The sequence below is a fragment of the Vulcanisaeta sp. JCM 16161 genome, assembly GCF_001316285.1.
In genome coordinates, this window is sequence record NZ_BBDO01000010.1 from 58,639 (window position 1) to 83,233 (window position 24,595).

Sequence of the window (24,595 nt, forward strand, 5' to 3'; positions counted from 1 at the left end):
ACCACGACATACCGCATAGGGAATCTATTAAAACGCCTTAAAATGAGTACGTACTGAGTTAGGATGAGCAACGTCAGTAAGCGATTAGAATATGCAGCAAGGATGTGGGGTAGGGATGTGGATAAGTTCGTTGAGTCGGCCATAAATGGATTCGGAAGTTCAATGTTCATAATGGGCCTATATTACAGGAAGCCCCATTGGGCCTGGCCAAGGTGGCTAAGGCAACAGTTGGAACCCATGGGTAGGGGTTTTGAACCTGCCCAGTTGATGCCGTTTAGAAATATTCATTTCAAGGATTGGGGGATGATCGGCACTGTACAGGGCATTAATGAGGCCGTAATAGATCCCGCGATGCTCTTCGTAACGCGGAGGAACGCCGCGTTTGAGGTGTGGATTTACGATGGTTCGAGATTATATACTCCGGGGCTTCATGGTTCATTTAGGCAATACCTCGAGAAACCTGGTTACCCAGTGATAATTAATGAGTGGGACCTGGGTATTGCGAGGATCATTGCCAGGTCAACCGTTGCCAATAAATCGGGGGTTGACGTGTTAATTACGGACCTTAGGCTTACTGGATTGCCAGGTAATTACATTGTTTACCTCGTTACTAGGCCGTACAACGTAGATCATATGGTTGAGGTTAGGAGTGCGGGCATTGAGGGTGATGGCTGGTTCATAACGGTGGAGGGGGAGTTGGTGCTGACTGCTGATAGGGAACCGGCACAGTTTGGTTCATACGACGTGAATAGGGATGCAAGTGAGGACGCAGCCCTTGGCAGGCTTAACGGCGAGCTTTACGTTAATGACGAGTTAGGATGGGCTCACGCAGCCCTTGGCTTTAATGCCGTTATTGATGCAAATAGTGAGTGGAGGCTCAGGATTAAGGCGCCAATGGACCCGCTCAGGAATACCCCGCATAATAGGCCTTGGTCAAGGCGGTCGGTGATTATGACGTGGTTGCGGAATTACGTAATTGGGACTCAATAAATGAAAGATCGTTCTCAGCGTCAATAGGCAATAGCGCCATTGGTGACATCCTCCGTCAATCAATCGCAAACCTGGTAATGCTTTGGGATGGGGGTAAAATAACGCCGGGCCCATTGATATATCACCTCTTCTGGATAAGGGATGGCTCGTACATGGCCACGGCTCTCACAATGTCGAACTTAACGGACATGGGCAGGGCAGTTGTTGAGGAACTGCTCAGGAGGGTTGACGCAAGTGGTTATTTCAAGGCCGTGGATTTCGAGGTGAGGGAGTATGATGCCAATGGGCAGGTCTTATGGGCTGTGAGTAAGTATGTGCAGTTAACGAGGGATTACGATGCGTTGAGGAGGTGGTACCAATGATTAGGCGTGGGGTTGAGTGGTTAGAGACGAATAGGGAGGTGACTGGCGATGAGTCAATAAGGGGTTTATTACCACCGTCCTGGTCTGCCGAGGATACGGGGCCCATGGACCACCACTACTGGGACGATATGTGGCCATAGCCGGGTTGAGGGAACTGGGCAGGGTGCTTAGGGATATGGGTCATGAGGATTATGAATGGGTTGAGAAGCTATATGGGGAGTTCGTGGATGCCCTGGTTAACTCGGTAAATGTTGTTAGGGCGAGACTCGGCGTTGAGTACATGGTGCCTGCGCCGGAGAGGGTCGCTGATTCGGCAATGACTAGGGTCATAGCGGTTGTGTGGCCTACAATGGCGTTACCACTCGATAATCCATTGGTCAGGAGAACGCTCGAGGCCACTGAGGAGTTGTATGGATTGAACGGTGGAATAATGAACACCCACCAGTGGGGTACCTACGGTAGTTACTTAACGATGAATCTGGCGCATTCCTGGGCTATACTTGGTGATAGGGAGCGGGTGGGTAGGTACTTAACGTGGATTGTTAATCACGCATCGCCAACCTACGGCTGGGCCGAGGGAATATCAATAATAACCGAGGGGGGTGGGCAGGGTGATGCACCGCATGGTTGGGCTGCGGCGGACTTCATAATGCTCATTAGGGACTTAATAATAAATGACTTGTTCGAAGCACCAATACTGATTAGGGGCACGCCGGTGGATCTACTGAGGCGTGGGATTACAGCGAGTAATATACTGACGGTACATGGCTTGTAAATAACGTAAAGGCAGTAATGAGTGGTAAGGAGCTTATGATTAATTATGAAGGTCCAAGTAGGCCCATTGGGGATGGGCAATATGAAGTACTAATCGACTCACCAATAATCCCCAGGGAAATTCAATGCGATGGCTGCAAGTACGAAGTAATGCCAAGTAGTGTTATTAGGGTTGTGCACAGTGGTAAGTTCGTCATTAAGGTATTAGGCCCGTAATAAGTATTTCCGCCTATTTCTTCGAAGAAACCTTTATTAAATTAGCTGTTGATGTCTTGGTGGGTTCCTTGGGCTGGTTTAATCGGGATGTAATAAGCGTGTTGGATTTTGATAGGGAGGATTTTGAGACTTTGTTTTCTGAGGCTGTTAATATGGAGAAGTACGCCAAGTCCAGGCTTGATATCCTTAATGATAAGGTTCTTGCTCTAGCATTCTTTGAGCCGAGCACCAGGACTAGGCTTAGCTTTGAGACCGCCATGCTCAGGCTTGGTGGTAGGGTAATTGGCTTCAGCGGTACTGAGGCAACGTCGATGGCTAAAGGTGAGAACCTCGCCGATACCATTAGGATGCTTGACGCATATGCAAACGCCATAGTGATTAGGCATAGTCTCGAGGGTGCTGCTAAGTTTGCGGCTGAGGTTGCTGAGTCGCCGGTTATTAATGCTGGTGATGGTTCGCAGAACCACCCAACGCAGGCAATGCTTGATCTGTACACGATTTGGCGGGAGTTTAAGGTGATTGATGGCTTGTCAATTGGGATTCTCGGTGACCTTAGGTATGCTAGAGTCGTTAACTCGCTTATTCAGGCCCTGTCCTACTACAGGGTTAGGCTTCACTTAATATCACCGGAGCTACTGAGGCCTAGGCAGGAGCTCATTGAGTTCATGAATTCGAGGAACATGAAGTATGACTGGACCGATGACCCGTACAACGTGATCGGTGATTTGGACGTGCTATATGTCGTTAGGATCCAGAGGGAGAGGTTCCCTGACCCAATGGAGTATGAGAGGGTTAAGGGCGCTTATAAGGTTACGCCTAAGTTGATTGAGAGGGGTAAGCCAAGCCTAATAATCCTCCATCCGCTGCCCAGGGTTGATGAGGTTGACTTCGCCGTTGATAACATGCCTCAGGCCAGGTACTTCAAACAAGCTAGCCTAGGCGTTCCCCTGCGCATGGCCTTATTAAAGCTAGTGCTTGCGGGTGACAAGTCATGAGTAGTAAGAGGGAGTTGATAATTAGTAAGATTAGGGATGGCGTGGTGATCGACCACATACCAGCCGGTAGGGCCTGCTCGTGCTTCGGCTACTGGGTATAACAGGTCGTGAGGGATTTAGGGTGGCACTTGTTATGAATGTGGAGAGTAGGAAGCTGGGTACTAAGGACATTGTTAAGATCGAGGGTAGGGAATTAACTAAGGATGAGCTCAACCTGGTGGCTCTTGTCGCGCCTACCGCTACGGTGAATATAATCAGGGATTATGAGGTCGTTAGTAAGTTTAAGGTGGCGATACCGGACGTTATTGAGGGATTACTTAAGTGCAAGAACCCGAGGTGTATAACGAATCAGCAGAGGGAGCCCGTGAGGAGTAGGTTCCGGTACTGTCTAGGGAACCATTAAAGCTTGTATGCGATTACTGCGGCACGATACATGAACTTAGCGACATCGAGAAATACTTTGGACTGGCGTGATGGCGATGTTGAGCGATGACTTGGCAATAAGTCTCTACAGGATAGGCGCAATTAAGTTTGGACGATTCAAATTAACCAGTGGTATTGAAAGCCCATTCTATATCGACTTAAGGCTTGTAATAACGCACCCAGACATTTATAGGCAGTTGGTTAAGTCAATGGCAGGTTTACTATCAAGCTTTAACATCGATGTTGTGGCGGGTATAGAAACGGCTGGTATACCCTGGGCCTCAATGGTTGCTTACGAACTCGGTAAGGGCATGATATACGTTAGGAAGGAGGCTAAGGAACACGGTACGGCGAGGCTTATCGAGGGTGATTTAAGGCAGGGTATGAGGGTTGCCGTGATCGATGATGTGGTGACCACGGGAGGATCAATAATCAGGGCTATTAGGCTGTTAGGAGCCACGGTGGCGATGTGGTTGTGGCGGCAGCCTTCATTGATAGGGAGCAGGGCGGGCTTGATGCAATCAGGAGAGAGGGCGTTAACGCCGCTGCCCTACTTCGGATTACAGAGGTGATTAATGCCCTCGTTAAGAATGGGTTAATCAGTGATGAGTTACGTAATTCAATAATCAATTACCTGGTGAGCACACGTGCTGGCTCAGGTATTTAAGCTACTTAATTACCTGCCCCCTGAGTTCACTTACGAGACATCACATGCACTTATTAGGAGTGGTATTGTTAATTACCGTCATTATGAAATCGAAATGCCGATTGAGGTAGATGGTAAGTTAATTAAGAATCCCCTGGGGCTTGGTGCAGGTATTGACAAGGACGGATTTCTGGCACCACAGATTGCGCGGGTAGGCGTTGGCTTCATAACCATTGGCTCAATCACGCTTAGGCCACGCCCTGGCAACCCCAGGCCACGCATTGTTAAGTACCCCGGTCTTAAGGCCATGGTTAATGCCATGGGTTTACCATCGAGGGGCTTCATAGACTTCATGAGTCGATTACCGAGCATTCTCAATAGACTGCGCAGGCTTCGTACTTACGTAATTATTAGCCTGGCGGGGTTCTCAATCGGCGAGTTTATGTACATGCTTAATAAATTAAGGGGTTACGGCGTGGACGCCGTGGAGTTGAATATTAGTAGCCCTACTTACCGTGGCTCATGGATATCAGATAGGGAGTATCTAGGTGAATTGCTTAGGGGTGTTGAGGCATTTCCAGGTACGTTGTTCGTAAAACTGCCCCTTGGGGTTGATATTGAGTTCTACAGGTGGGTGGTGAACATGGCTGGTAAGCGTGGGTTTGGGTTGACGATAGCCAATACCCTGCCAATTAGGGAGCCTGGGATTTCCGTTGGTTATGGTGGATTAAGTGGTTACCCAATTTACCAGATTGTTAGGTCGTTAATTAGTAAGGTTAGAAGGTGGGGCTTTAGGAACCCAGTCATTGGGCTTGGCGGCGTCTTTCACGGGTGGCAAGTGATCGATTTAATGAGGAGTGGTGCGGACATGGTTGGTGTGGTTACGGCATTCGCATACGAGGGTCCCTTCGTGTTTAATAGGTTGTTTAAAGAGGTATTGATGAGTCTGAGTGAAAGGCTTTAATAATTACTTAGTCACCACGTTTCGATGAGCCTTAATCATTATTGGGGTGGTGGTTATGGAGTGCCGTTTAGCCTTATAGGCATGAGGTTAGGGATATCGTGATTGCGTTAATTGCGATGACCATAGCCTTCGCCCTACTCTTTAATACATTACTTAGTCTCGCCGGCTTAGTAGCCACGTTCATTGCAGTACTGACTGGTTTCCTCGGCCATGAATTAATGCATAGGGAGGTGGCTAGGAGGTTGGGTTACATAGCCTACTTCAGGGCTTGGTGGATTGGCTTGTTACTGGCCCTCGTTACGGCATTGACCAGGTTCTTCATAATAGCCACGCCCGGCGCCACTGTTATTGGTCCAAAGGTTTGGGGTTATCCATCAAGGAGGGATGAGTTAAAGATAGCGCTTGCCGGCCCAGCCACAAACATGGCGTTTGCCGCGGTTTTCCTACCGCTTTGGCTGTTATTGCCCGGTCCATTTTCCTACTATGCCAACATTATATACGCAACCAATGCGTGGCTGGGCTTCTTCAACATGCTACCACTGGCTTTGCCGGGTATAATGCTTGATGGATTCAGGGTGTTCAGGAGGGATGTTAGGGTTTGGGTCATAGCCTTTGTAATATCCATTGCATTACTAATACCGAGTTTCATACTATAACGTCATGGCAAGGATTATAACTTAGCCCATTACTGTGGCACCTGTGAGGTTTAGTTATGAGGTAATTAATGAGGATTCCAACATAGCCATAGTAACTCTTTGGAGCAGTATCAACCAGGTAAAGGGGTTATTGGGTGATTCAATTAATCTTGTTGGGATCATTGGTAATCTATACACACCAGTCGGCATTAATTACATGGTAGCCACATTATCAAGGTTTAATTGGATTGACACGCTGATAGTCTTCGGCCTTGATTATAATGGTGTCGGTGACTTACTAATTAGGTTTTTCAGGGATGGGGCGCTGGACGTACTAATGGTGAGTAAGGACGTTGCGGATAGTGTTAGGTCCACAGTGAGGGTGGTAGACCTAAGGGGGGCGTTTAGGGAGCGTGATGTAAATGCATTAATTAAGGTCGTTCACGAGAGTTATAGGCCAGGGCGTAGGCCTGTTAGGCATTAATCAATGTTGAGTTTAATGAGAGTGAGCGTGGCGGTGGTTGGGTGTTGCCGCTTGTTGGTGGCTTCATTTACGAGAGGGATACCTACAGGTCTTGGGTTAAGCTTGTCGACCTGGTGCTTAATTACGGTTTTGATAAGGGTGATTATAGGGAGTTATTATCGCCATTCGTGGTCATTGATTCGACGGGCAAGCCACACCCGTTCAGGAGACTTAGTGAGGCCGGGCTTAGGGGCTTTGAACCACCTGCGAGTTAGTTAATGCCATAATCAATGAGTTGAGGATAAACCCATACTCGGTGGGTGCTGTTTACTATGGTGGTGATTACCTGGTCCAGGGGGTCATAAGCGGGGATTACTATAATCAATTGGTTTACCTGAGGAGCGTTGATGTGCTTAATGATTGGTGCAGGCAGTTGTATAGGTGGTGGTCACTGGCGAAGAGGGTTGTTGAGGCGTTGAATGGGGAGTTCAATGCCTGGTACAGTGTGGGTTCCATCGCGTTAATACCCTTCTCAGCCAGGATATACGCCAGGGACATCAGTAGGGCTGAGGAGTTCGTGAAAAGGAACTCAGGTGTATTTATGGAATTTGTGGAGGATCCAAGGGGCAACTTCCTAGTGATGAGGGAGGGTGATTCCGTGGTTGTTGAGCATAGGTTACCAATCACAAACGCATTACACAGGAGGTTCTCGTTTAAGTCGCTTGAGGAGGCGTATAATGTGCTTAAGAATAGTAATCACTTCACGAATTACTCACACGCCATGTACCTCGGTAAGGAATTAGCGAGGGCATTCCTCCTTAGGGATTACGAGCAGGATAAACTATGACCATTATGAAATAAGGGATTTAAGAACTCAGCACTACACGCTAATAATGGCTAAGGAATTATCTCAACTTATTAACTATAAGACTAGTCGGTATATTATCAGCCACTCTATTAATAATAGGTTCAATTAAGTTTCCTGGCCATGAGGCACTTACGATGCTCGGCTTGATAGCGTTACTTTACGTCTTTAGAAAGCTTGGTTTAGTGGGGCGGTTTAATGATGTTAAAATAGCGTTAATGATCATGATAACGATAATCGCATTTAATTACGTGGCAACCACCATACTGCTTGAGGTTTATGGTGCCATTAAGGTCACTGTTAACCCATACTCCGTAATCATGAATCTATCTTCAAGTATGCCGCTATGGCTTAGATATCCATCAAACCAGGTGGCACTGGTGTACGCATTAATTACCGCCGCGTGGCCGTTATTAATTGCGTTCTCGTACTACCTATACCACGCGATTAACGGGCTGAGTAAGTTACATAGGTATGCAGGTATTGCGCTAATGTTTGGTGCGGTGCTTTATATAGTCATAATTGGCGCCATAATAATGATTGTATCATACATACTACTCCTTATTGCATGGCTAATGCCTAACATGAACCTAAGGGATAATAAGCCCAGTGACTTCACGAAGATGCACGCAATTAGGATAGTTGCTTGGTCAATAATTATTTCGTTAATAACCCTTTTGATTGTGCCGTCACTCGTAGTGCTAAACCCACAATACAGTGGGCTAGATCCGGTGACTGGCCTCGTCCTCGGTAGCGAGCATCCAATGGAGTACATGGCACTCCTAAACTATTCATTAGTAGATATAGGCGTCACGAATAAAACATACGTACCTAACTCCATAACTATACTCGGTTTCATCTCGGTTGTTCCTCAACCCTACTACATCAGGGTTGATGTAATGACAAATTCCTGCTCAGACTTAATAACGGTAGCGCCAGGAAGCACAAGCAAGACCATGTACTCCATACCATATCAAATGCCACCAACCCCACTTAACCCACTTGGCACCACGCAAGTGACTTATCAGGTTCGGCTGTAAAAACCATTATCAGGCTAATGAAGTGTCGTGGACTTATATACCTGCATTATCGGTAAGCAACTACATGCCAGTACCAAACGGTTTCCTACTCACCTGCACCCTCAATAGTTATAACTATGTATTCCTAGGTAAATATAGTGATTACGGCGATAGTAAATACCCACGGTAATTACTTTATAACAAATTATAACATGGTATATACCAAGGCATTATTCATGATCAATAGGACCACGATAAGACTAATCGGTGAAAGTAATGGGTCGTTCATGAAATCATCAATTAATTACGTAAACGTGGCACCGCTCATATACCTGCTATTATTCATCTACTACATGGTCCATGACCGCGAATTTTATAAGAAATTATTAAATCTTTGAGGAATTTGACCAATGATGGGTCATGGTCAGGAAGAAGCCGTACCCACACAATAATGATATACTAAATGCAATGCTTAGGGTGTTCTCCAGGGAACCCTTTATAAAGCCTATAGACTTCCCTGACAAGGTCCGTGAGGAACTCGAGAAGGAGGGCTTCTATGTGGGTCTTGTTTCCACAAAACGCATCTGGAGGATTTACGAGGAGGCGGTTAGGAGGGGCTTAATCTATGACTACCTAGGCGTAGTGATTGGCTATGGTGAGTACTGGGAGGAGTAGGTATTACGGCGATGCACGTTGATAGCCATTTAGAAATTTCTAAGTGAGGGCTAAGCAATTTATTGATTTAGGCATGGCCTAAACGTAGTCATCCCTATTGACCTTATTCATAGGGGTCTCTCCCTGACGTACCTAATGACGTTCTCCACAGCCCTAATCATGCATTCTCAGCTATCTCCCTTTGAGCCCCACCAGCAATGTGCGGTGTACCCAGGAAATTAGGCAAGGCAGTCAATGGTGTTCTCGGTGGTATTTCCTCACGCCCATCATGCACCCACCACACGTCAGTGCCAAACCTAATGTCCCGCCTTTCCTTAAGAACCCTATACAGATCCTCCTCCCTGACCACGTCACCACGGCCGACATTTACGACAATGGCGCCATGCTTTAATGCCCTAAGCTCCCTCTCGCCGATTAAGCCCCTCGTATGCTTATTCAGCGGTAACGCTATTGCCACTATGTCGGCCCTTGGCAATGCATCGAGTAACCTACTTGTTGGGTGGACCTCATCGAAGTACTCGGCTGGCTTACCGCTTCTATTAATACCGATATTGTAAGTCCTGAAACCCTCCTTACCAATCCTCGCAATCTCCCTACCAATACCGCCAGTACCGAGGACGAGTAGTGTTGATTCGCTGATTTTGCGCGGACTCGTTAACTCATTACTTAGGTACTCCCTGGCGTTTAGCACGCTTATGCAATCCCTTGGCTAGGGTCAGTATCATGGCCCACGCATGCTCAGCAACGGGTATTGAGTAAGCCCCCGCATTGCTGTAGATCTCTACGTTGTCTGGTATTGCGGTGAATGGTAGGTGGTCAACGCCCGCGGAGAACGTCTGTATCACCCTTAGCTCGGCATGGATTTGATATTACTAACTAGGTCGAATTCCTTACCGCACCAACACATCAGTATTTCGGCTTTGGACAACGCATTTAACTGGTCATCCTTACCTAGCTTCGGTAGTTCATAGAGTTCAACGTTGTAATTCCTCAACATCTCCCTAGCTCTCGGGTAATTCCACCGTACTAACTATGGTTATTACCATCTAAATTGGGTAATTAATGACCCATTATTAATTTTTCACGGGCAAAAATACTTTTAACTGGGTCTTCTTTCGGGTACGTGAATGGCGAAGATTAAGCCACCAAAGGAGCGTAAGTACGGGAGGGCTGTCATTAGGTGTCAAAGGTGTGGTACTCACGAGGCTGTCATTAGGAAGTACGGGCTCTACCTATGCAGGAGGTGCTTCAGGGAGGTGGCACCACAGCTAGGGTTTAGGAAATATTACTGAGTGTTTCGCAATCACGTAGGGATTATAAGCACAAGGTATGCTTAGTAAATTATGGCTAGAATACCCGCAACACTAAGTCTGGACAAGATTATTGAGGTAGCCAGGACCTTGGCATCGCTAGACCTACGCAGGTCTGACGCCTTTGACCCAAGGTTTTACCCGCCCAAGGATGCCGATATCGAGGCCACGTATAATTACTTCCTGGCAATGGTAGCTATCGATCATAGGACGAATATTGGGGATAGGCAATTCACAAGGCGGGTTGGCGACGATGTTTTTACGGGCTCCGACCTGCTCTGGAGACTTGGTATGGAGATGTTTAATAGGGATAGTTCCTTCTTTAGCCCAGCTAACCTAAGGAGGCTTGATCCCGCGGTGGTTAGGGATTGGCTCGTTGGTGATTATGGACCTGTTTGGGATTATGGGGTTAGGGCCTACCTGCTTAGGGATGTGGGTTCTATGTGCTTAGGAATTATGGGACAACTATTAGGTTCTTCCACGTTTCAGGTGTTGAGGAGTTGATTGATAGGTTATCTGGCATGGCGGCCTACGAGGATCCCGTAAGGAAGAAGGCATACCTATTGATTAAGTTCTTGGTGTTGCGTGGGTTACTAAAGGTTAAGCCGCAGGAAATTAAGCTACCAATCGATAATCACCTCACGAGAATTGCCTATAGGCTTGGCATTGTCAAGCTTGAGGACTGGGTTCTCGAGTTAATGAGACGTGACATGCACTTTAGTAGGGAGCTTGACGTTGAGCTTAGGCTAACAGTCCGTGATGCCTGGGATGCAGTGATTAGGATCGGGAAGTTGGACCCAATAGCGTTGGACGACTTCCTATGGAGGTTTGGGAGGACTGTATGTATTAGGGACAAGCCACAATGCGATAAGTGCCCATTGAAGGGTATATGCAATGCGTATGCGAGGGGTTCGTTTATTAACGAGCACAATCACTACCTAACATATTATTACTAATTAATGACAATACTTAAATGAGAATAAGCCACTACTGAGTTAATGATTATCCGCGCAGTTACGTTGTTTTACCCCGTGGAGGGTGGCAGGGTTAATGCCGATGAGCTTAGGCAGGAATTGATTAAGCTACGTAATGCGATAAGCAATGTTAGTAGTAGGAGAGGTATTGAGGTAAGGACCTGGAGGGTTACACTGCCCTTCACAGACCCGTCCTGGGACTTCGAGGAATTATCGACAACTATTAACAGAATCAGCCTTGACCTCGGGTACATACATGCATCACTCAATATAGCCATGGATTCAAGGTTCGAGTTAAATAGGGTGGTTGATGCATTTCTTAAGTCGGGGAGTTACCTAAGTATTTGGGTTGGTGATTTTAAGGAATTGAGCGGATACAGCACAGAGCTTTTCATAAACGTACTTAGGAGGCTCGTGGAGTTAGGGCGATGGCTCTATCCAGGAGGATTGCCGCGCTGATTGGCGACGCAATACTCACGCCATACTACCCAGACTCAATAAACCTTGCAATAGCCATGGCATAGCCTATCAATACTCTACCCAAGTGAGTTAAGTAATGAGCGTAATCTAAGTAATGACCTAACCAGGGTATTTAGGACAGCCGAGGACGTTGGTAAGGAGATTGCGGGTGAATTAGGCGTTGATTACCTGGGTATCGACGTCTCATTATCACCCTGGGGTGAAGAATCGGTCGTCAACGCCATTGAGAGGATTTATAGGATTAGGTTCGGCGGACCCGGCACACTAAGTGCTATTTATAGATTGAACAAGGCCATTTGGGAGGTATCCAGTCAATTTAGGGTTACGGGATTTAACGAGGTAATGCTGCCGCTTGCTGAGGATGAGCAGCTTAAGGCTAGGGCTAGGGAGGGCTTAATCACGTTTTCCAAACTCGTTAAGTACACCATGGCCTGCGTGGCGGGTGTTGACATGGTACCAATACCAAGCAATCAACTATCGCTCATTAATGGGTTAATCAATGATTTACATGCTATAGCCAGTATTAAGCGTAGGTCGATTGGGCTTAGGTTAATTCCATACCCAGGTGGTGAGACTGAGGTTGATCTTGGGGACTTTGGTAAGACGCCAGTACTTGACGTGATGAGGTGATTCTCATGCCAATACACCTGAGGGTTAGTCCTGGGGATATTGCTGAGAGGGTGGTGATAGTCGGTGACCCAGAGAGGGCGAGGCAATTAAGTGGGTTGCTCGTCGGCGCGAGGCTCGTTAATGAGAATAGGGGGTTAATGACATACACGGGTAGGTACAATGGTATCGACATTACCGTGGCAACCCACGGAATTGGAGCCCCATCGGCCGCCATCGTGATTGAGGAGTTGATAAGCATGGGCGCCAGGCTCATCGTTAGGCTTGGAACCACGGGAGCCTGAGGAGGGAGATAGGCATTGGCGATGTTATCGTGCCCACAGGCTCGGCATACAACTACGGAGGAATATACACGCAGTACCTGGGCAGTTTCATAGCATACCCAGCAATACCCAATTACCAACTAATGAGTGAGCTGGTGAGGAGCCTTGAATCGACTGGTGTGAGGGCTTGGGTTGGCCCCGTGTATAGTAGTGATGCATTTTACGCGGAGGAGGACCTGGTGAACATACTTGGTTCGAGGGGGTTCCTGGGCGTTGAGATGGAGACGGCAATACTATTCCTCCTAGGCCTCATTAGGAACGTGAAGACGGCAGCGGTGCTCATAGTGAGTAATAACCTAACCGAGGGTAGGGAGGGCAGGTTCCTAACGGCAGGCGAGTTAAGGGATGCGGTGCTCAGGTTGGCAAGGCTGTATTAAATGCCTTAATATCAATTAAGTAGGTAGTACGTATCTAAAATGGATTAATGATTTAAGATGCGTATTTAAATGGTCTAATTAATTCATGCTCATGGACCGCGGCTTTAGAGTTCGGCGTATACCGTTATTGTCGTAGTTAATGAGCCATACCTTATCGAGCCCTGTGGCGTGGTGTAGCGTTATAATTAAGCTTAATATAGTACGTATTGTAGGGTACGCCGTAGTTAAACACTGTCCAGGGTATGCTGATAATGGCAGGTTAATGAGGTGGTGCGCCATCGATACTTGTTGGTATTGTGAATGTGCCGCTCCAAACAACCGAGCCTGGGAATTGTAAACGATAGCCGTCACGGCGCCACCAGGTACTGACAATGGTGAATTGCCTATTGAAACGTAGGCCGTCCAATTGTAGGAATTAATTGGTGTACGTGGATTAAAGATAACGTCAGGTCCATCGACATAAATGGACGTACCACTTGAATAACTACCTAGCCTAGTAACGTTGAAGCCGAGAATGAACGGATAATAGAAATAACTTCCCGAAGAACTACTATGCTTAACCGGGAGGGCAGCAACAAGTGGGTCACCATTACCATGGCTAGATAATAAATTAGGTAGCTTGGTACATTATCGTAGACCCATGCTATTGGTATCTTAATGATGGGTGTTTGCCAGGATGATTTATTGACCCACCAGCACCACCTGGGTGCTGGTGGTGTTGGTACCTGCGGTTTAATTAATGCCTTTGTTAATTGATAAGTGTTGGTGAGGTTCAGGTTCAATACCATATAGTTCAACCTAGCCATACTTAGCATTGGGTTACTTATTGTGCTTAGTAATGTACTTGGCTCGTACGCCGTGAACATCATGTCGTAGTAAACCGTTGTGCTATTCACGTATGTTGCCACGACCTCAATGCCAACCCGCTATTATTAAAAGTGATATTGAAAATCACACCTTGAGCGAGCTATGCATAATCACCGTCACTCTTAATACCTTAAACGGTATTTTTTTACTTGAGCGTTCACTTAAAATTCTCCCTGTAGTAGTAATGCACTATTATTTGTTAGCCGCGGCCAAGTAATGTGCTGTAGTACTGGATAAGCCTCGGCTTGAGGTCCAGGAACTCCCTAATGGTCCTAACCTCAAAGTCAATCCTCCTATCAGGATCCTTATCTAGGATTAGGACACCTCTGCTCACGGCCTCATATGTAAGCGACGGTGATGCCTTATTAAGGTGGATAAGGTCGACCTTAAGCCCAAGTGCATCCTCTAAAGCGATAATGATGCTCATGAGCTCCCTCCAGCTTAGTTCCCTACCCGTGAATACAGCAATATCAAGGTCACTCCCTGGACGTGCCTTACCAATCGCCCTCGATCCAAATACATATGCGAACAGCACGAAGTCAAACCCCTCTAATACCCGCCTCGCTTTATTAATTAAATCTGTCAATTCCTCATTATTGGTGATGAGTTGATTATCCAAGGGATCTATTGACTTATCCCTAATGAAGCTACTAATCTCATTAATTACCCTATCTAACTCATCAATCTCGCTCAAAGCCTCAATTAATCTCTCGGGATCTATCACGGCATAGCGTGGACAAGCACATTCCTAAAGCTAATCCACAACTCGAATAATCTACCGGTTTCATTACTAAGGACGTTAGCGTTCACCAATACCCTCGCAATATCCCTATACCTCTCAGGTTTACTGAGATTAAGAATTGAACACAGCCTCATACCAACATCAATGAGGGATTCAACGGCTAAGTGCAAGTAACGCTCAACGGCACCCCTAAGCACCAAATCCCTGCTCAAATCGTCGACAGTCCTCGCTCTATCCCTAATCGATCTTAAAATATTTACATAACTCCTAGCCATCGCCAACTTATCATTAATTATCACACTACCACGCCAATATGCACTCCTTACCCAAGCTAAAAAGCCTTACACATACCAATTACAGGGACTTAATTGAAGGGAACGTCAGCGCGCAGGTCTTAGGTCCTCACCCATCAGATCCGTCCCCGCTTCACATCACCCATTTGATAAAGCCATGCCCATTAATAATCCTTTTTAGGCATCAACGCCTTAACGGTCTTCTTAGCCATGTACCTTCTCGACCAAAGGAGGGTTACGTAGGCCAGGGCAAACCAAACGGCGAAGACCACGGGTATAGTATAAAAGGATAACAATGCGTAATAAACCTCAGACACGCCAGTCCCAAACCATTGCCAAGCCAACTCATTCTGTGGAGATGCAGGCGGCACGATCACCTCGCCAGGTCCATGGCCTGTGGCTGCGGCGTATAGGTTAGTATAGGCTGCCCATATATTAACGTAAATAGATTGTAGAGTAATTACGAGCATTATCAGAAACATGGGTAACATATAGACCACTGCGCTTATGTAACTATTAATACCCACGTCACGGAACAAGTACGGTATTACTACTAAATCCAGCGCGAAGGATGCGATAATATACAGGATAAACGATACGACTTCCCACGTAGGAGGCGGCACAACTTTTACTTTAAACACATAAAGTAAGGATTTAGGCTCTGGAAACATTGATGAAAATACTCCATACATGGCACTTGGTATACTGAAAAATAAAATTATAACTAAGGCATAGATATACTTAAAGATTAACCTTTTTCTCTTCACATCCATAGGGCAACACCTATAGAATTATCAATAATGTACCATTTTTAAAGTTTGATGACAAGACCAACATGGAGATCAACCTATTATTGCTATTGATGAACAACCTGGGGATCCACCGTTTATACCTGAAGTAGCATAAGCATATGCACAGCCCTCATAAGTATATGGCATGTTTGGTGTCCAGTATCCATTAATTGACGCGGTAAAATAGCCAAGTGTAGGTCCATTAGGTGCATACTCCACTGGACCAACACCCCAATACCATGCGTAAGCGCCATTATATACTATATAATTTAGGGTCACAGAATAAGTTTCGTAACTATTCCCTTCAGGATAATTAACCGTGCCGTACGGCGCTGGGTTAGCTGGAGAACCAAATGGATCGTATATGTAAACTTCAAAGTAGTAGTAAGACGGAAATATGTTTGACCATGACGCCATAGTATAGCCGCACCATCCATTGAAGCTACGGTGCTGCCTGCTGGAGCTGATGATGAGGACCACTTCCAACCGCAGCTATAATAAATTGTTACTTGCGGTTTGTTTCCTCCTGGTTGCATTGCGAGTACCATTGTTATTGTTGGTGGGTTTATTAGTTGGTATATGTGTATGCCCACAAGCCATATCGTTGCTATGAGTAAGACCACTGCACCATAAGTGTAAAGCGTATCCTTAACCTGGACCGGGATTTTAGTCCAGCTTACAGTTGTCATACACAATGCGTAGCATGCCTGGACTTTTTTTTAACTTGGGTGTTCACTTAAAATGCACTGAGGCATTGAGGTAGGAATTTGAACTGTAAGGAGGTAAGCAATGATATGGTTAATGCTCTGTAATAAGAAATAAGAGACATACTGTATCGTTGGTGGAATTATAGCCGTTTATTAATAATTGCTAATTTCATATATTAGGCCCATGTTCAATTAGTAGTTAACAGCGCCGTGGATGGTACCTTTGATGGATCAGGCACAAGTTATGGAGGGTATTATGTGTATAGACCAGGTAATTTCCCCTAATGTCACAGTCATTGATTGATTCAATAGTAAGGAACATTTATTATTCACCGTGTTAACCGCAGAGTTTAATTTTATTTGGCTTTTACAGTTAAACCGTGAGTATAGTGAGTAACATAGACATGGTTAGCCTACTGACCAGCGTAAATCCTGTGGAGTTAGAGAGGGATTTTGATTCCAGGGTAGTCACTAGCATTGTTAAGCCGCCAATTGTCGTTAGGCTTGATGGGGCTGGCTTCGGTAAGGCGCTTAGGGACTTTAATTGGCCCAGGGATGAGAGGGTTCATAGGGCATTGATTAAGGCTGCCGTTGAATTAATGAGGGCCTTCTCCGGCGAATACTCGCTAGTGATTAGTGATGAGATTAGCGTCTTTCTCCTTAGTTATGTACCGTTTAATGGACGTGAGTACAAGCTGATCAGTTCAATGGCAGGCCTCGCCTCGGCCATGGTTAGTAATGCCCTTGGTAGGGTCCTTTACTTCGATGCCAGGGTTATACCACTCAATGATAATTGCCGTGACGTTGCCAGGTACATGCTTTACCGCGTTAGGGTTGGCTTCAATAATTACCATATCGAGATAGCCCAAAGGAGTGGAGTGGTTCCGCCGGAAAGTACTCCACACATAGACGAGGTTGTCAGGGCATTGGGGGGTCCGAGACTCACCTGGGAGTCCCTGGGTACGTGCCTAGTCAGGGCTAGGGTGGAGCTTGAAGGTATTGATAGGAGGAGTGGCGAGAGGATTAAGTACACTAGGAAGAGAATCATCGAGAAGAACCCAATCGACGTGATTAACGAACTTAGCAGGTGTGGTCCTAATGTTCAATAAACCTGTTAATAATATTTAATAACCAGATAATTATGGAATTAATCATATGGTTAGTACCCATGAGATGCTCAGGGAATTAGTGGGTGATTTATGGAGTAAATACACTAGGCATGAGTTCGTTGAGAAGCTTAGGATGGTTCACTACCAATGGACGTCTTTAGATATTACCTAATCCAGGACACGAAGTACGTGAGGGAAATGCAGAAGGCCGTGATTGAGGCGGCAAGTAGGGCTCCGCTTAATGAGGCCATTGACGTGTTAACGGCGGTATTCAGCAATGTGGAGAGGGGTGCGGAGGTTCATGAGAGGTTATTCCGTGACTTATCAATAACGGAGGAGGAAGTTGACAATACAGGGTTCAACCTGGTTAATTACGCATACACTAGGCATCTACACTACTACGCCTCACTGGGCTGGCCTCAGTTCCTCGCGGCGTGGGCGCCATGCATGTGGGTTATCATGAGATTGGTAAGTACGTGGTTGGGACTAAGAACGCCATATTCAATGCATGGGCTGAGTTCTACGCTTCAGGCGACTATTGGGTTAGGGTTGAGGCAATACTGAGAACGCTGGATAAGTATGATGTAACGCCTGAGATGGAAAGGGCCTTTAGGGATAGTGTGAACTTTGAGATAATGTTTTGGGAAGCATCGCTTAAGAAGGACCCAACAATACTTTACTGAAATGTCCACGTCACGGGGCATAATCAATTACGTGCTTCACATATTGATTATCACCTAATGACTTCACTAATGCATCATCAGCCGTGTACATGACCGTGTTAAGTCTCATGGCTAGGTCCACGTATATGGCGTCATATATCGAAATGCCGTACTTAATAGATAACTCGCTCGCGCTAATTACTGAGTCCCACGTAACATTATAAACACGCAATAAACTATTACTCAATAAGTCCAGGGCTCTCCTCATATAATCCTCACTTATTAATTTACGTAGATAATACTTCCTCAGGGCGCTGGCTACTTCGGCGATGGCTATTGATGGTATAGCGACCGTGATGTGGCCATTAAGATGGTCAATACGTATCCTCTCGGCATAGTCGCTGTAATCCTCCTTAATAACCCACTTAACTATAACGCTTGCATCACATACGATCTGCCTACCTGGCATTCCTATCCTCCCTAATGAATTCTACGGCAAGGTTACCCCTTATCAGCGGTGAATCCCTCAAAAGCTCCTCATACCTAGCCTCAAGTCTCTTCGCCAATTCCTCACGAACCCTCCTCTCAAGGAATTCCCTAATCTCCCTCGAGTAGTCAATACCAAGCCTATCCAACTCCTCCTTCAACCACCTGGGTATCCTAACAGACAGTACTACACTCATTGTAAACTATTAATTGAATACGATTATAAGGCTTACTGTCAATAAATACTGCAGATGTATTCGTTATTCAAACGCCCTAGAAATAAGGCTTAAATTAAGACTTGAGACCAATTTAATAAGTATGGACTTAAGTGAGTTAATGAGCCTAGTACTCAGTAAGGGTGTGGACTACGTTATCGCCCAACTACCTAATTGGATTAGTAAGAAGGAGGTCTCAAGGGAGGATGCGGAGTTAATACTCATGTACGCAATGATGAATAGGCTCGATGAATTTAGTAAGAAAATCGATGGATTAGGTAATAAGATGGATGAGTTAGGCAAGAAAATTGACACTAGATTTGATGAATTAGGTAGAAAAATCGATGACCTACGTAAGGAGGTAATTGACAGACTCGACCTAATAAGCAATCAGTTGAGGGTTCTGAACTCAAACATAGCCGCGACCTACGAATTAACGTCGAAGGTAATGACTAAGTTAATGGAGAGCAGCATTGCACCCGCACGTACATAATGCATAAAACAAATTATTAACCGACGCAGAAGTTAGTCGTGTACTGATCCTTGAAGCCCATTACCTGGGTTCCGGAGTTTGGGAAGCCGTTGGGTATCTCGTACTGCCCATAACTACTTGGTACCATCCCTGGACATGAGTTCATGGTTATCGCATAGGCGGTGTAACTGGGTGAGGACAAGCTCGTTGGTGAAACCCACTCACCAAGATTATTGTCGTAAAAGGCGATGTCGTACACAAGGACATAGCCTGGCTTATGGTCGCCAGGTTAGAAATTTCGCTGGGGTATGAGGGTCTCTCATTAATGTACTGAGCCCACACAAAGTAATTGGCATAATTACTAATGTTGGCGTCAATTGAATAGCCATTGGTGGTGCCGTTAGGGTAATTAATAATGAAATCAACAAACCAATCCGCTCGGCTCACCTTTTAAGAACACCCGAAGTAAAAAAAAAAGTCCGGTGGGTTGGGTAGAACCGATGGTTATGGGCCTAAGAACAAAGTGGTTAGTTATGATGGTGTGAGTGATAATTATTGTGACTATTATAGCTTCCGTTTATTTTGCTTACCAGGTTTCTAAGCCTCGTATCTGCCCATGCCCTGCTGGATCTTGGGTTAAGCTAATTGTTTATGAGGGTAATAAGACCCTACTCAATGAAATGCTTGAAGCTGGTCCTCCGTGCTCCTGTGCCGGCATTCGTGGTTGGATACCTCCGGTGTTTAACGTGCCACTGCAGCCACTTAGTGAACAGCATTGTACTAACCTAACTGGCATAACTCCGCCGATGGGTGTTGTTAATTTCACATGCTACATTATTGGCGGTGCCTCCCAGTTCGTGATTCCGACATCGATATTCGCCTCACTGAGCAACCTCGGTAACGCCATGGGCTTTATCAATGAGTTTCTTAACTACAACGGGCTCAGCTTAGATGAGGCATTTAATGGGACTGTGAAACTGCTAATGGGAATACCCGTGGTTAGGGAGTACGTAGGCAACGGTAGGCTTGTCCCGGCTGGTGAGGGCTTCATAACAAGCATTACTAGGTCTGGAAATTACTTAATTATAAATACCGTTGGTATTGAGTATACAATAAACGTAATAGCACCAAACAATATGAGAATTGGCATAATACATGTCAAGTACTACCCACTGGAACCAATGGGGATAGAGAGGATTGAGATAATTCTAGTACCAAAGAGTATGGTGCAGGAAATAAACAAAATCAGGGTTGTAAACGAAACGGAGACCACAGTAAGTTGGGCTGGTTATGTGGTTTATTATAACAATTACTCGCTATCTGACGTATCCGCTTATTTATACGTACCCTCAGGCATAAGTGGTAGTTCAAACACCGCAGTCGCAGTCTGGGTAGCTACGGACCAAACTATAATTATTTGGTACCCTATATGCAAGCCGGATATATGTGGGAGGGGTCTGGGCCTACCATAATTATTTGGTATACTGGGACGGCCTTTAATTACGAGCCACAAGTACTTGCTGAGGGTTCCTATTCACAATATGAGGGTTACTACATATATTCGTATATAAGTAGTCCATCTTTCACAAATAATGGTAATACTGAGTTATGGACCGTGTGTTATGAGGTAGTTAACCAGCAGGGTAATGGTCAGGGCCAATGCGTCACGGTGACCGTGTCTAACAACTTCAACGGTTACTCAACGTACTTCCCATATGCCCAATACATAGTTGAATCACCAAATTTGGGTGAGGTGCCGGTGCCAAGCTTTCCACCAATAGGGCTGTATAACTGTTACGTGAATCCCATTGGCGATTTAGGAAGCTTCAACTGGAACTCGCAGGGCTTCCTTGTCTATGTTCTATCTTTCGATAATAATTACGGACAGACTGCATGTCCAACCGAGTATTATTACTATGGAACATCGAGTTGGATAGACTCTGGGTTCCAGGTTTATGAGGGCTGCCTGGGAGTAATATCCTAAGGACGAGTTTGTAAGATATTTAAAATAAATTTAAAATTAAGATTACTTTCTTTTATCTTTCTGCATTGGTTTTATTTTGCATGGTTTTTCTCCACGTCTTCTTGCTAATTTCCTTGTCCGTGTCGTGTCCTGACCTGAGTGGTAGGTAATGAATGGCATGGTATGTCTTTGAGTTTTTGATATACATTCTAAGTTTGAATATATCCTCCGCACACTATGTAGGTTATATTCCTCAAAATCTCATCTATAAAGAACCTTCGCCTAATGGGCCGAGTCAGCCCTAGGTTAGTTGAAGCCATTGGGGAATTGCTTAAGACACGTAGGGGAATCTAGTGATGTTTAAGTATAGAGATTGGCCTATTGAATTGATTGACAGACGGAGAAGCATGGTATGTCAGTTATTGTGATAATCTCTAAAGAGAATAGAAAGTCACTATCGTGACCTCGATTATAACGGCATACACAGTATACCTACTCCTATTGAGATTAACGGTCTTCATCATATTGATAGTGTATAGTCTGGACCCGTGGTAATGGAACATGTATTGTGGGTCTACATGGTTATATTAACTAACTCATCATCACTAATCCATGAACCTGCTAGAAGTTGCGTACTTTGCATATTCAACAGAGCAATCAATGTTAGTACTAGGATTACGTCAATTGTTATGAATACCACAGTCAAGACCTAGTTCTTATAGCTTATCCTTACTTAATGATTTCATCCTTACCAACGTCTTCCTCGTTGATTGTGGCTATCTTTTATTAAGAATAATGTTTATTAAGGGGAATTGAAACTTAATATCCACAATGAGTGAGGGGTTGAGCGATACAATAACGACAATAATACTCGTGGTAGTAGCAATAACATTAACCATAGCAATAGTAATTTGGGTATTTGGAATAGCCGGCAATGCATCAAGGTCATTTGGCGTTAGGGTTATGATTGAGGGCCCAAGCATGTCGCAAAATAACGCTACATTCATAATAATTAATTCAGGCACGGAGTATGTGGAGTTAGCATACATCGTGATTAATAATGCTGAGTTCACATCAAGTAATAGGTGTGTAATACCACCTGGAAGCTCAGCGTTATTGACTATAATTAGTAATGGGACGCATTACGTAGGTGCGGCGTTGAGGGTTGGAAATTGCACTGCGAATTATAACGGTGATTCGAGGATCTACGGCTTAAACACGGCAGAGGTGGTATTCACGAATGGTCAGCAGGTTCTTTATGAAACCCTGAACCTACAGGGTCAATGAGGTTCGTTAAACCCTTAACTGCGATATTAAGACGCCGGCCAACGTTATTGCCGAGCCTATTACTTCCATCTCCGTGGGCACCTTGCCAAGTATTAATAGGGCGAATAAGTATGCGGATGCGGGTACGAGTATTGAGATCGAGCTTGCCGTCACGGGGCCGAGATCCTTAACACCGAGGAACCAAAGTAGGAAGCCCATTACCTGAGCCACCAATGCAACGATTATGCCCCACGCAATGGCATTCAGTGTCAATTTCATATGCGGGTTAATGATAAGTGTTGGTGCTGCTATTAATGCCGATATGACGGCCATCGAGGCATTCAACCTAATGAGGTCCTCATGGATCAGTTTCCTCCTGTAATAATGAGTGCCCAGCGCCCAAATGAAACCACTAAGTATTGCAATGGCGTCACCAATGTCAAAGCTATAAACACCGACAGCAATCAATAAACCGCTAAATGCCATTATAATACCAACTACCTGCAGCGCAGTCGGCTTTTCACCATATAGGGCTATTGATAGTATTAGTACGAAGATTGGCTGTGTATAAACAAGCACGGAGACCAGGCTGGGTTTGAACTATACTTAATGGCTAGGTTCAAGAAGACCACGAATAAGGCCCCATTAAGTAATGCATTGATTACGTACCTACGATTTATTACCAAGCCCCTGCCGATTAGGAATAGTAATAGCCCACCAAAGCCGAACCTATACATCGTGAGCACGAAGGGGGACATGTAATACATGGCCACCTTAGAGATGGAGTAGGACGAGCCCCAGGCAATGAGAACGCCAAGCATGGCTAGGTAGCCACGGAGTTTATTATTCATAACCTAGTCACGCGATTAATATGGAGTGTTATAAGGATTTCTGGCACCAACCATTTAGTGAATAGTAAGGGATTTAAGGGCGTCTTATGGCGTACTCATAATATGGGCGTAGGTACAAAGATGCTTGGTAGGCTTGTTTGGTTCTATGTGGGTTTTGTGGTGGTTAATTTCGCATCCCTATTATGGCTCTTCATAACCAGCTACCTAACGATATACACCGACATACCACTGCCATACTTCATGCTTTACATACCCAGTAACATAGCCATGCTCGCCCTTATCACCCTGGCGTTAATACTAGGCCTATACACGTACCTCGCATTACACTCGTGCGTAGCGGCCTTGAGAGGGGTTACGTGCCCATAGCGTTTACGGCAGCTATGATAATAGGCCTAGCCCTACTATTGACTAGGCAGTTCATAGCCTCAGTGATATCCCTAATAATTGCCTTGGCGCTAATGATTGGTAATTACGGCGTACTAACCAGCATAGCAACGCATAGGGCATCGAGGTACATGTGGTTGGCGAGCACGATACTGATCATCGCGGCCATAGTATTGATACTCGTCAATAGGTCGGTCATTAATTACGTGGGGGCAACAATACAGTCATTATCAATACTCGCCTGCGCAATTGAGGTGTGGTCAATAATGGGTAGGCCAAGCCAAGGCAGGGGTTCTAATGCTCACTGTGGAGGTAGTAGTTGTTGGGCCCCTTGAAACCAACTGCTACCTTGTATGCGATGGCAATTCCTGCGTGATAATTGACCCTGGTGATGAGGCTGAGGCAATACTAAATACCCTAGGTAATAGGAGGGTGTTGGCCGTAGTAGCCACGCACCTTCACTTCGACCACGTGGGTGCAGCTAAAGAACTGACCGATAGCCTAGGCGTCCCATTCATGGTTCATAAACTTGATTGGGAATTGAGAGATGCATTCAACGAATTGGCTGTGAGGTGGGGATTCGCGAGGCCGGAACTCCCGGAGCCCGTGTTCATTGATGAGGATCAAAACTACCGCTTGACCTAAAGGTTATGCATACTCCAGGCATAC

The 24,595-nt window shown here is 45.5% G+C and carries 44 protein-coding genes and 3 pseudogenes; 33 read left to right on the forward strand and 14 right to left on the reverse strand.

The features are described from left to right. The first annotated feature begins 63 nt into the window (after positions 1–63). The 17 genes and pseudogenes from JCM16161_RS18830 to JCM16161_RS12200 all read left to right on the forward strand — a co-directional run bounded on the left by JCM16161_RS18830 (position 64) and on the right by JCM16161_RS12200 (position 9,027). The gene (locus JCM16161_RS18830; RefSeq protein WP_243671600.1) at positions 64–990 is read left to right on the forward strand and encodes a hypothetical protein; all 927 of its coding nucleotides are present in this window, start codon (positions 64–66) and stop codon (positions 988–990) included. Then, a complete protein-coding gene (locus tag JCM16161_RS18835) occupies positions 930–1,352 on the forward strand; it encodes a hypothetical protein (RefSeq protein WP_243671601.1) in 423 nt (140 codons plus the stop codon). Before JCM16161_RS18830 ends, JCM16161_RS18835 begins: the two co-directional genes overlap by 61 nt. Next, the gene (locus JCM16161_RS18840; protein ID WP_243671602.1) at positions 1,349–1,492 is read left to right on the forward strand and encodes a hypothetical protein; all 144 of its coding nucleotides are present in this window, start codon (positions 1,349–1,351) and stop codon (positions 1,490–1,492) included. The genes JCM16161_RS18835 and JCM16161_RS18840 overlap by 4 nt, the downstream gene beginning before the upstream one ends. Further along, positions 1,483–2,127 (forward strand): hypothetical protein, encoded by a 645-nt coding sequence (locus tag JCM16161_RS18845; RefSeq protein ID WP_243671603.1) that lies wholly within the window; start codon positions 1,483–1,485, stop codon positions 2,125–2,127. Before JCM16161_RS18840 ends, JCM16161_RS18845 begins: the two co-directional genes overlap by 10 nt. A 17-nt stretch (positions 2,128–2,144) precedes the next feature. Beyond that, positions 2,145–2,342: a hypothetical protein gene (locus JCM16161_RS18850; protein ID WP_243671604.1), complete on the forward strand. Its 198-nt coding sequence runs from the start codon at positions 2,145–2,147 to the stop codon at positions 2,340–2,342. Positions 2,343–2,410: 68 nt separating this feature from the next. After that, a complete protein-coding gene (gene pyrB / locus JCM16161_RS12160) occupies positions 2,411–3,337 on the forward strand; it encodes an aspartate carbamoyltransferase (RefSeq protein ID WP_054856049.1) in 927 nt (308 codons plus the stop codon). Continuing rightward, positions 3,334–3,811 (forward strand): annotated as a pseudogene (gene pyrI / locus JCM16161_RS12165) (aspartate carbamoyltransferase regulatory subunit). The gene pyrB and the pseudogene pyrI overlap by 4 nt, the downstream one beginning before the upstream one ends. Continuing rightward, positions 3,811–4,332, forward strand: coding sequence for an orotate phosphoribosyltransferase (gene pyrE / locus JCM16161_RS12170; protein WP_243671605.1), 522 nt, complete (start codon positions 3,811–3,813; stop codon positions 4,330–4,332). The pseudogene pyrI and the gene pyrE overlap by 1 nt, the downstream one beginning before the upstream one ends. A gap of 75 nt (positions 4,333–4,407) precedes the next feature. Beyond that, a complete protein-coding gene (locus JCM16161_RS12175; protein WP_054856006.1) occupies positions 4,408–5,370 on the forward strand; it encodes a dihydroorotate oxidase in 963 nt (320 codons plus the stop codon). A 98-nt stretch (positions 5,371–5,468) separates the two neighbouring features. Beyond that, a complete protein-coding gene (locus tag JCM16161_RS12180; protein ID WP_243671606.1) occupies positions 5,469–6,026 on the forward strand; it encodes a peptidase M50 in 558 nt (185 codons plus the stop codon). 43 nt (positions 6,027–6,069) lie between these two features. Then, entirely contained in the window at positions 6,070–6,489 is a 420-nt protein-coding gene (locus JCM16161_RS18855; protein WP_243671607.1) for a hypothetical protein, read from the forward strand. Between the two features lie 44 nt (positions 6,490–6,533). After that, positions 6,534–6,743 carry a hypothetical protein gene (locus JCM16161_RS18860; protein WP_243671608.1) on the forward strand — a complete coding sequence of 70 codons (210 nt, stop codon included), beginning with the start codon at positions 6,534–6,536 and terminating at the stop codon, positions 6,741–6,743. 20 nt (positions 6,744–6,763) lie between these two features. Beyond that, the gene (locus JCM16161_RS18865) at positions 6,764–7,315 is read left to right on the forward strand and encodes a hypothetical protein (protein WP_243671609.1); all 552 of its coding nucleotides are present in this window, start codon (positions 6,764–6,766) and stop codon (positions 7,313–7,315) included. Between the two features lie 155 nt (positions 7,316–7,470). Then, positions 7,471–8,373, forward strand: coding sequence for a hypothetical protein (locus JCM16161_RS12190; protein ID WP_054856007.1), 903 nt, complete (start codon positions 7,471–7,473; stop codon positions 8,371–8,373). Positions 8,374–8,395: 22 nt separating this feature from the next. Continuing rightward, on the forward strand, positions 8,396–8,542 hold the full coding sequence (locus tag JCM16161_RS18870; RefSeq protein ID WP_243671610.1) for a hypothetical protein: 147 nt from the start codon (positions 8,396–8,398) through the stop codon (positions 8,540–8,542). Between the two features lie 22 nt (positions 8,543–8,564). Further along, positions 8,565–8,750 (forward strand): hypothetical protein, encoded by a 186-nt coding sequence (locus tag JCM16161_RS12195; RefSeq protein WP_243671611.1) that lies wholly within the window; start codon positions 8,565–8,567, stop codon positions 8,748–8,750. A gap of 22 nt (positions 8,751–8,772) precedes the next feature. Continuing rightward, a complete protein-coding gene (locus JCM16161_RS12200; RefSeq protein ID WP_054856009.1) occupies positions 8,773–9,027 on the forward strand; it encodes a hypothetical protein in 255 nt (84 codons plus the stop codon). 157 nt (positions 9,028–9,184) lie between these two features. Here the strand turns inward: JCM16161_RS12200 and JCM16161_RS18875 are convergent, their stop codons facing one another. Genes JCM16161_RS18875 through JCM16161_RS18885 form a run of 3 tightly spaced genes read right to left on the reverse strand, consistent with a single transcriptional unit; the run spans position 9,185 to position 10,024 of the window. Next, a complete protein-coding gene (locus JCM16161_RS18875; RefSeq protein WP_243671612.1) occupies positions 9,185–9,718 on the reverse strand; it encodes a hypothetical protein in 534 nt (177 codons plus the stop codon). After that, complete coding sequence (locus tag JCM16161_RS18880; protein WP_243671613.1) at positions 9,690–9,872, reverse strand: hypothetical protein; 183 nt, start codon at positions 9,870–9,872, stop codon at positions 9,690–9,692. Before JCM16161_RS18880 ends, JCM16161_RS18875 begins: the two co-directional genes overlap by 29 nt. A 2-nt stretch (positions 9,873–9,874) precedes the next feature. Continuing rightward, positions 9,875–10,024: a hypothetical protein gene (locus JCM16161_RS18885; protein WP_243671614.1), complete on the reverse strand. Its 150-nt coding sequence runs from the start codon at positions 10,022–10,024 to the stop codon at positions 9,875–9,877. A 130-nt stretch (positions 10,025–10,154) separates the two neighbouring features. Between JCM16161_RS18885 and JCM16161_RS12210 the strand changes: the two genes are divergently transcribed. The 6 genes and pseudogenes from JCM16161_RS12210 (at position 10,155) to JCM16161_RS12230 (ending at position 13,118) form a co-directional block, all read left to right on the forward strand. Beyond that, positions 10,155–10,319 (forward strand): 30S ribosomal protein S14, encoded by a 165-nt coding sequence (locus JCM16161_RS12210; RefSeq protein ID WP_013336226.1) that lies wholly within the window; start codon positions 10,155–10,157, stop codon positions 10,317–10,319. 51 nt (positions 10,320–10,370) lie between these two features. Further along, positions 10,371–10,841 carry a hypothetical protein gene (locus JCM16161_RS18890; RefSeq protein ID WP_243671615.1) on the forward strand — a complete coding sequence of 157 codons (471 nt, stop codon included), beginning with the start codon at positions 10,371–10,373 and terminating at the stop codon, positions 10,839–10,841. Further along, the gene (locus JCM16161_RS18895; protein WP_243671616.1) at positions 10,781–11,293 is read left to right on the forward strand and encodes a hypothetical protein; all 513 of its coding nucleotides are present in this window, start codon (positions 10,781–10,783) and stop codon (positions 11,291–11,293) included. Before JCM16161_RS18890 ends, JCM16161_RS18895 begins: the two co-directional genes overlap by 61 nt. A 42-nt stretch (positions 11,294–11,335) precedes the next feature. Further along, on the forward strand, positions 11,336–11,770 hold the full coding sequence (locus JCM16161_RS12220) for a hypothetical protein (protein ID WP_054856010.1): 435 nt from the start codon (positions 11,336–11,338) through the stop codon (positions 11,768–11,770). 162 nt (positions 11,771–11,932) lie between these two features. Continuing rightward, positions 11,933–12,421 carry a DUF711 family protein gene (locus JCM16161_RS12225; protein ID WP_243671639.1) on the forward strand — a complete coding sequence of 163 codons (489 nt, stop codon included), beginning with the start codon at positions 11,933–11,935 and terminating at the stop codon, positions 12,419–12,421. Between the two features lie 5 nt (positions 12,422–12,426). Then, positions 12,427–13,118: pseudogene (locus tag JCM16161_RS12230) on the forward strand (purine-nucleoside phosphorylase). A 259-nt stretch (positions 13,119–13,377) separates the two neighbouring features. On the opposite strand, the gene JCM16161_RS18900 reads toward JCM16161_RS12230, so the two are convergent. The 6 genes from JCM16161_RS18900 to JCM16161_RS18910 all read right to left on the reverse strand — a co-directional run bounded on the left by JCM16161_RS18900 (position 13,378) and on the right by JCM16161_RS18910 (position 16,228). Next, the gene (locus JCM16161_RS18900; RefSeq protein ID WP_243671617.1) at positions 13,378–13,524 is read right to left on the reverse strand and encodes a hypothetical protein; all 147 of its coding nucleotides are present in this window, start codon (positions 13,522–13,524) and stop codon (positions 13,378–13,380) included. Between the two features lie 82 nt (positions 13,525–13,606). Next, positions 13,607–14,014 (reverse strand): hypothetical protein, encoded by a 408-nt coding sequence (locus JCM16161_RS12235; RefSeq protein WP_243671618.1) that lies wholly within the window; start codon positions 14,012–14,014, stop codon positions 13,607–13,609. A 170-nt stretch (positions 14,015–14,184) separates the two neighbouring features. Further along, on the reverse strand, positions 14,185–14,709 hold the full coding sequence (locus JCM16161_RS12240; protein ID WP_054856013.1) for a nucleotidyltransferase domain-containing protein: 525 nt from the start codon (positions 14,707–14,709) through the stop codon (positions 14,185–14,187). Beyond that, positions 14,706–15,026 carry a DUF86 domain-containing protein gene (locus JCM16161_RS12245; protein WP_054856014.1) on the reverse strand — a complete coding sequence of 107 codons (321 nt, stop codon included), beginning with the start codon at positions 15,024–15,026 and terminating at the stop codon, positions 14,706–14,708. The genes JCM16161_RS12240 and JCM16161_RS12245 overlap by 4 nt, the downstream gene beginning before the upstream one ends. A gap of 158 nt (positions 15,027–15,184) precedes the next feature. Then, on the reverse strand, positions 15,185–15,547 hold the full coding sequence (locus JCM16161_RS18905; protein ID WP_243671619.1) for a hypothetical protein: 363 nt from the start codon (positions 15,545–15,547) through the stop codon (positions 15,185–15,187). A gap of 315 nt (positions 15,548–15,862) precedes the next feature. Next, positions 15,863–16,228 carry a hypothetical protein gene (locus tag JCM16161_RS18910; protein ID WP_243671620.1) on the reverse strand — a complete coding sequence of 122 codons (366 nt, stop codon included), beginning with the start codon at positions 16,226–16,228 and terminating at the stop codon, positions 15,863–15,865. Between the two features lie 679 nt (positions 16,229–16,907). Here JCM16161_RS18910 and JCM16161_RS12265 point away from each other — a divergent pair. The 3 genes from JCM16161_RS12265 (at position 16,908) to JCM16161_RS18920 (ending at position 18,310) form a co-directional block, all read left to right on the forward strand. Further along, entirely contained in the window at positions 16,908–17,627 is a 720-nt protein-coding gene (locus JCM16161_RS12265) for a hypothetical protein (protein ID WP_054856050.1), read from the forward strand. Between the two features lie 147 nt (positions 17,628–17,774). After that, positions 17,775–18,191: a hypothetical protein gene (locus tag JCM16161_RS18915; RefSeq protein ID WP_243671621.1), complete on the forward strand. Its 417-nt coding sequence runs from the start codon at positions 17,775–17,777 to the stop codon at positions 18,189–18,191. Beyond that, positions 18,104–18,310: a hypothetical protein gene (locus JCM16161_RS18920; protein ID WP_243671622.1), complete on the forward strand. Its 207-nt coding sequence runs from the start codon at positions 18,104–18,106 to the stop codon at positions 18,308–18,310. The genes JCM16161_RS18915 and JCM16161_RS18920 overlap by 88 nt, the downstream gene beginning before the upstream one ends. A gap of 10 nt (positions 18,311–18,320) precedes the next feature. Here JCM16161_RS18920 and JCM16161_RS12275 read toward each other — a convergent pair whose 3' ends face one another. Continuing rightward, the gene (locus JCM16161_RS12275; protein WP_054856018.1) at positions 18,321–18,758 is read right to left on the reverse strand and encodes a type II toxin-antitoxin system VapC family toxin; all 438 of its coding nucleotides are present in this window, start codon (positions 18,756–18,758) and stop codon (positions 18,321–18,323) included. Next, entirely contained in the window at positions 18,748–18,972 is a 225-nt protein-coding gene (locus JCM16161_RS12280; RefSeq protein WP_054853856.1) for a hypothetical protein, read from the reverse strand. The genes JCM16161_RS12275 and JCM16161_RS12280 overlap by 11 nt, the downstream gene beginning before the upstream one ends. A gap of 121 nt (positions 18,973–19,093) precedes the next feature. On the opposite strand from JCM16161_RS12280, the gene JCM16161_RS12285 reads away from it, so the two are divergent. Further along, complete coding sequence (locus JCM16161_RS12285) at positions 19,094–19,483, forward strand: hypothetical protein (protein ID WP_054856019.1); 390 nt, start codon at positions 19,094–19,096, stop codon at positions 19,481–19,483. Positions 19,484–19,499: 16 nt separating this feature from the next. Here the strand turns inward: JCM16161_RS12285 and JCM16161_RS12290 are convergent, their stop codons facing one another. Continuing rightward, complete coding sequence (locus tag JCM16161_RS12290) at positions 19,500–19,721, reverse strand: hypothetical protein (protein WP_054856020.1); 222 nt, start codon at positions 19,719–19,721, stop codon at positions 19,500–19,502. A 298-nt stretch (positions 19,722–20,019) separates the two neighbouring features. Here JCM16161_RS12290 and JCM16161_RS12295 point away from each other — a divergent pair, with 298 nt between their 5' ends. The 3 genes from JCM16161_RS12295 to JCM16161_RS12305 all read left to right on the forward strand — a co-directional run bounded on the left by JCM16161_RS12295 (position 20,020) and on the right by JCM16161_RS12305 (position 22,712). Next, positions 20,020–20,934 carry a hypothetical protein gene (locus tag JCM16161_RS12295; protein WP_243671623.1) on the forward strand — a complete coding sequence of 305 codons (915 nt, stop codon included), beginning with the start codon at positions 20,020–20,022 and terminating at the stop codon, positions 20,932–20,934. Next, complete coding sequence (locus JCM16161_RS12300; protein WP_054856022.1) at positions 20,907–21,446, forward strand: hypothetical protein; 540 nt, start codon at positions 20,907–20,909, stop codon at positions 21,444–21,446. Before JCM16161_RS12295 ends, JCM16161_RS12300 begins: the two co-directional genes overlap by 28 nt. 810 nt (positions 21,447–22,256) lie before the next feature. After that, positions 22,257–22,712: a hypothetical protein gene (locus JCM16161_RS12305; protein WP_054856023.1), complete on the forward strand. Its 456-nt coding sequence runs from the start codon at positions 22,257–22,259 to the stop codon at positions 22,710–22,712. Positions 22,713–22,718: 6 nt separating this feature from the next. Here JCM16161_RS12305 and JCM16161_RS18925 read toward each other — a convergent pair whose 3' ends face one another. Together JCM16161_RS18925 and JCM16161_RS18930 are read right to left on the reverse strand one after the other, a co-directional pair. After that, positions 22,719–23,177 (reverse strand): DMT family transporter, encoded by a 459-nt coding sequence (locus JCM16161_RS18925; RefSeq protein ID WP_243671640.1) that lies wholly within the window; start codon positions 23,175–23,177, stop codon positions 22,719–22,721. A 33-nt stretch (positions 23,178–23,210) separates the two neighbouring features. Next, positions 23,211–23,512 (reverse strand): annotated as a pseudogene (locus JCM16161_RS18930) (DMT family transporter); the annotation flags it as partial. A 132-nt stretch (positions 23,513–23,644) separates the two neighbouring features. Here JCM16161_RS18930 and JCM16161_RS18935 point away from each other — a divergent pair. From JCM16161_RS18935 to JCM16161_RS18945, 3 genes are read left to right on the forward strand one after another with little or no spacing between them, the layout of a single operon-like run. Further along, on the forward strand, positions 23,645–23,908 hold the full coding sequence (locus JCM16161_RS18935) for a hypothetical protein (RefSeq protein WP_243671624.1): 264 nt from the start codon (positions 23,645–23,647) through the stop codon (positions 23,906–23,908). Beyond that, complete coding sequence (locus JCM16161_RS18940) at positions 23,872–24,261, forward strand: hypothetical protein (RefSeq protein WP_243671625.1); 390 nt, start codon at positions 23,872–23,874, stop codon at positions 24,259–24,261. Before JCM16161_RS18935 ends, JCM16161_RS18940 begins: the two co-directional genes overlap by 37 nt. Further along, positions 24,224–24,571 carry an MBL fold metallo-hydrolase gene (locus JCM16161_RS18945; RefSeq protein ID WP_243671626.1) on the forward strand — a complete coding sequence of 116 codons (348 nt, stop codon included), beginning with the start codon at positions 24,224–24,226 and terminating at the stop codon, positions 24,569–24,571. Before JCM16161_RS18940 ends, JCM16161_RS18945 begins: the two co-directional genes overlap by 38 nt. Positions 24,572–24,595: the final 24 nt, after the last annotated feature.

Coding starts and splice junctions, on each gene's coding strand:
- JCM16161_RS18830 (WP_243671600.1), top strand. CDS start 64: ATGAGCAACGTCAGTAAGCGATTAGAATATGCAGCAAGGATGTGGGGT.
- JCM16161_RS18840 (WP_243671602.1), top strand. CDS start 1,349: ATGATTAGGCGTGGGGTTGAGTGGTTAGAGACGAATAGGGAGGTGACT.
- JCM16161_RS18850 (WP_243671604.1), top strand. CDS start 2,145: ATGAGTGGTAAGGAGCTTATGATTAATTATGAAGGTCCAAGTAGGCCC.
- pyrE (WP_243671605.1), top strand. CDS start 3,811: ATGGCGATGTTGAGCGATGACTTGGCAATAAGTCTCTACAGGATAGGC.
- JCM16161_RS12190 (WP_054856007.1), top strand. CDS start 7,471: ATGCTCGGCTTGATAGCGTTACTTTACGTCTTTAGAAAGCTTGGTTTA.
- JCM16161_RS12195 (WP_243671611.1), top strand. CDS start 8,565: ATGGTATATACCAAGGCATTATTCATGATCAATAGGACCACGATAAGA.
- JCM16161_RS12200 (WP_054856009.1), top strand. CDS start 8,773: ATGGTCAGGAAGAAGCCGTACCCACACAATAATGATATACTAAATGCA.
- JCM16161_RS18885 (WP_243671614.1), bottom strand. CDS start 10,024: ATGTTGAGGAATTACAACGTTGAACTCTATGAACTACCGAAGCTAGGT.
- JCM16161_RS12210 (WP_013336226.1), top strand. CDS start 10,155: ATGGCGAAGATTAAGCCACCAAAGGAGCGTAAGTACGGGAGGGCTGTC.
- JCM16161_RS18890 (WP_243671615.1), top strand. CDS start 10,371: ATGGCTAGAATACCCGCAACACTAAGTCTGGACAAGATTATTGAGGTA.
- JCM16161_RS12220 (WP_054856010.1), top strand. CDS start 11,336: ATGATTATCCGCGCAGTTACGTTGTTTTACCCCGTGGAGGGTGGCAGG.
- JCM16161_RS18910 (WP_243671620.1), bottom strand. CDS start 16,228: ATGGCGTCATGGTCAAACATATTTCCGTCTTACTACTACTTTGAAGTT.
- JCM16161_RS18915 (WP_243671621.1), top strand. CDS start 17,775: ATGGACGTCTTTAGATATTACCTAATCCAGGACACGAAGTACGTGAGG.
- JCM16161_RS12275 (WP_054856018.1), bottom strand. CDS start 18,758: ATGCCAGGTAGGCAGATCGTATGTGATGCAAGCGTTATAGTTAAGTGG.
- JCM16161_RS12280 (WP_054853856.1), bottom strand. CDS start 18,972: ATGAGTGTAGTACTGTCTGTTAGGATACCCAGGTGGTTGAAGGAGGAG.
- JCM16161_RS12285 (WP_054856019.1), top strand. CDS start 19,094: ATGGACTTAAGTGAGTTAATGAGCCTAGTACTCAGTAAGGGTGTGGAC.
- JCM16161_RS12300 (WP_054856022.1), top strand. CDS start 20,907: ATGTGGGAGGGGTCTGGGCCTACCATAATTATTTGGTATACTGGGACG.
- JCM16161_RS12305 (WP_054856023.1), top strand. CDS start 22,257: ATGAGTGAGGGGTTGAGCGATACAATAACGACAATAATACTCGTGGTA.
- JCM16161_RS18925 (WP_243671640.1), bottom strand. CDS start 23,177: ATGGCATTTAGCGGTTTATTGATTGCTGTCGGTGTTTATAGCTTTGAC.
- JCM16161_RS18935 (WP_243671624.1), top strand. CDS start 23,645: ATGGGCGTAGGTACAAAGATGCTTGGTAGGCTTGTTTGGTTCTATGTG.
- JCM16161_RS18945 (WP_243671626.1), top strand. CDS start 24,224: ATGCTCACTGTGGAGGTAGTAGTTGTTGGGCCCCTTGAAACCAACTGC.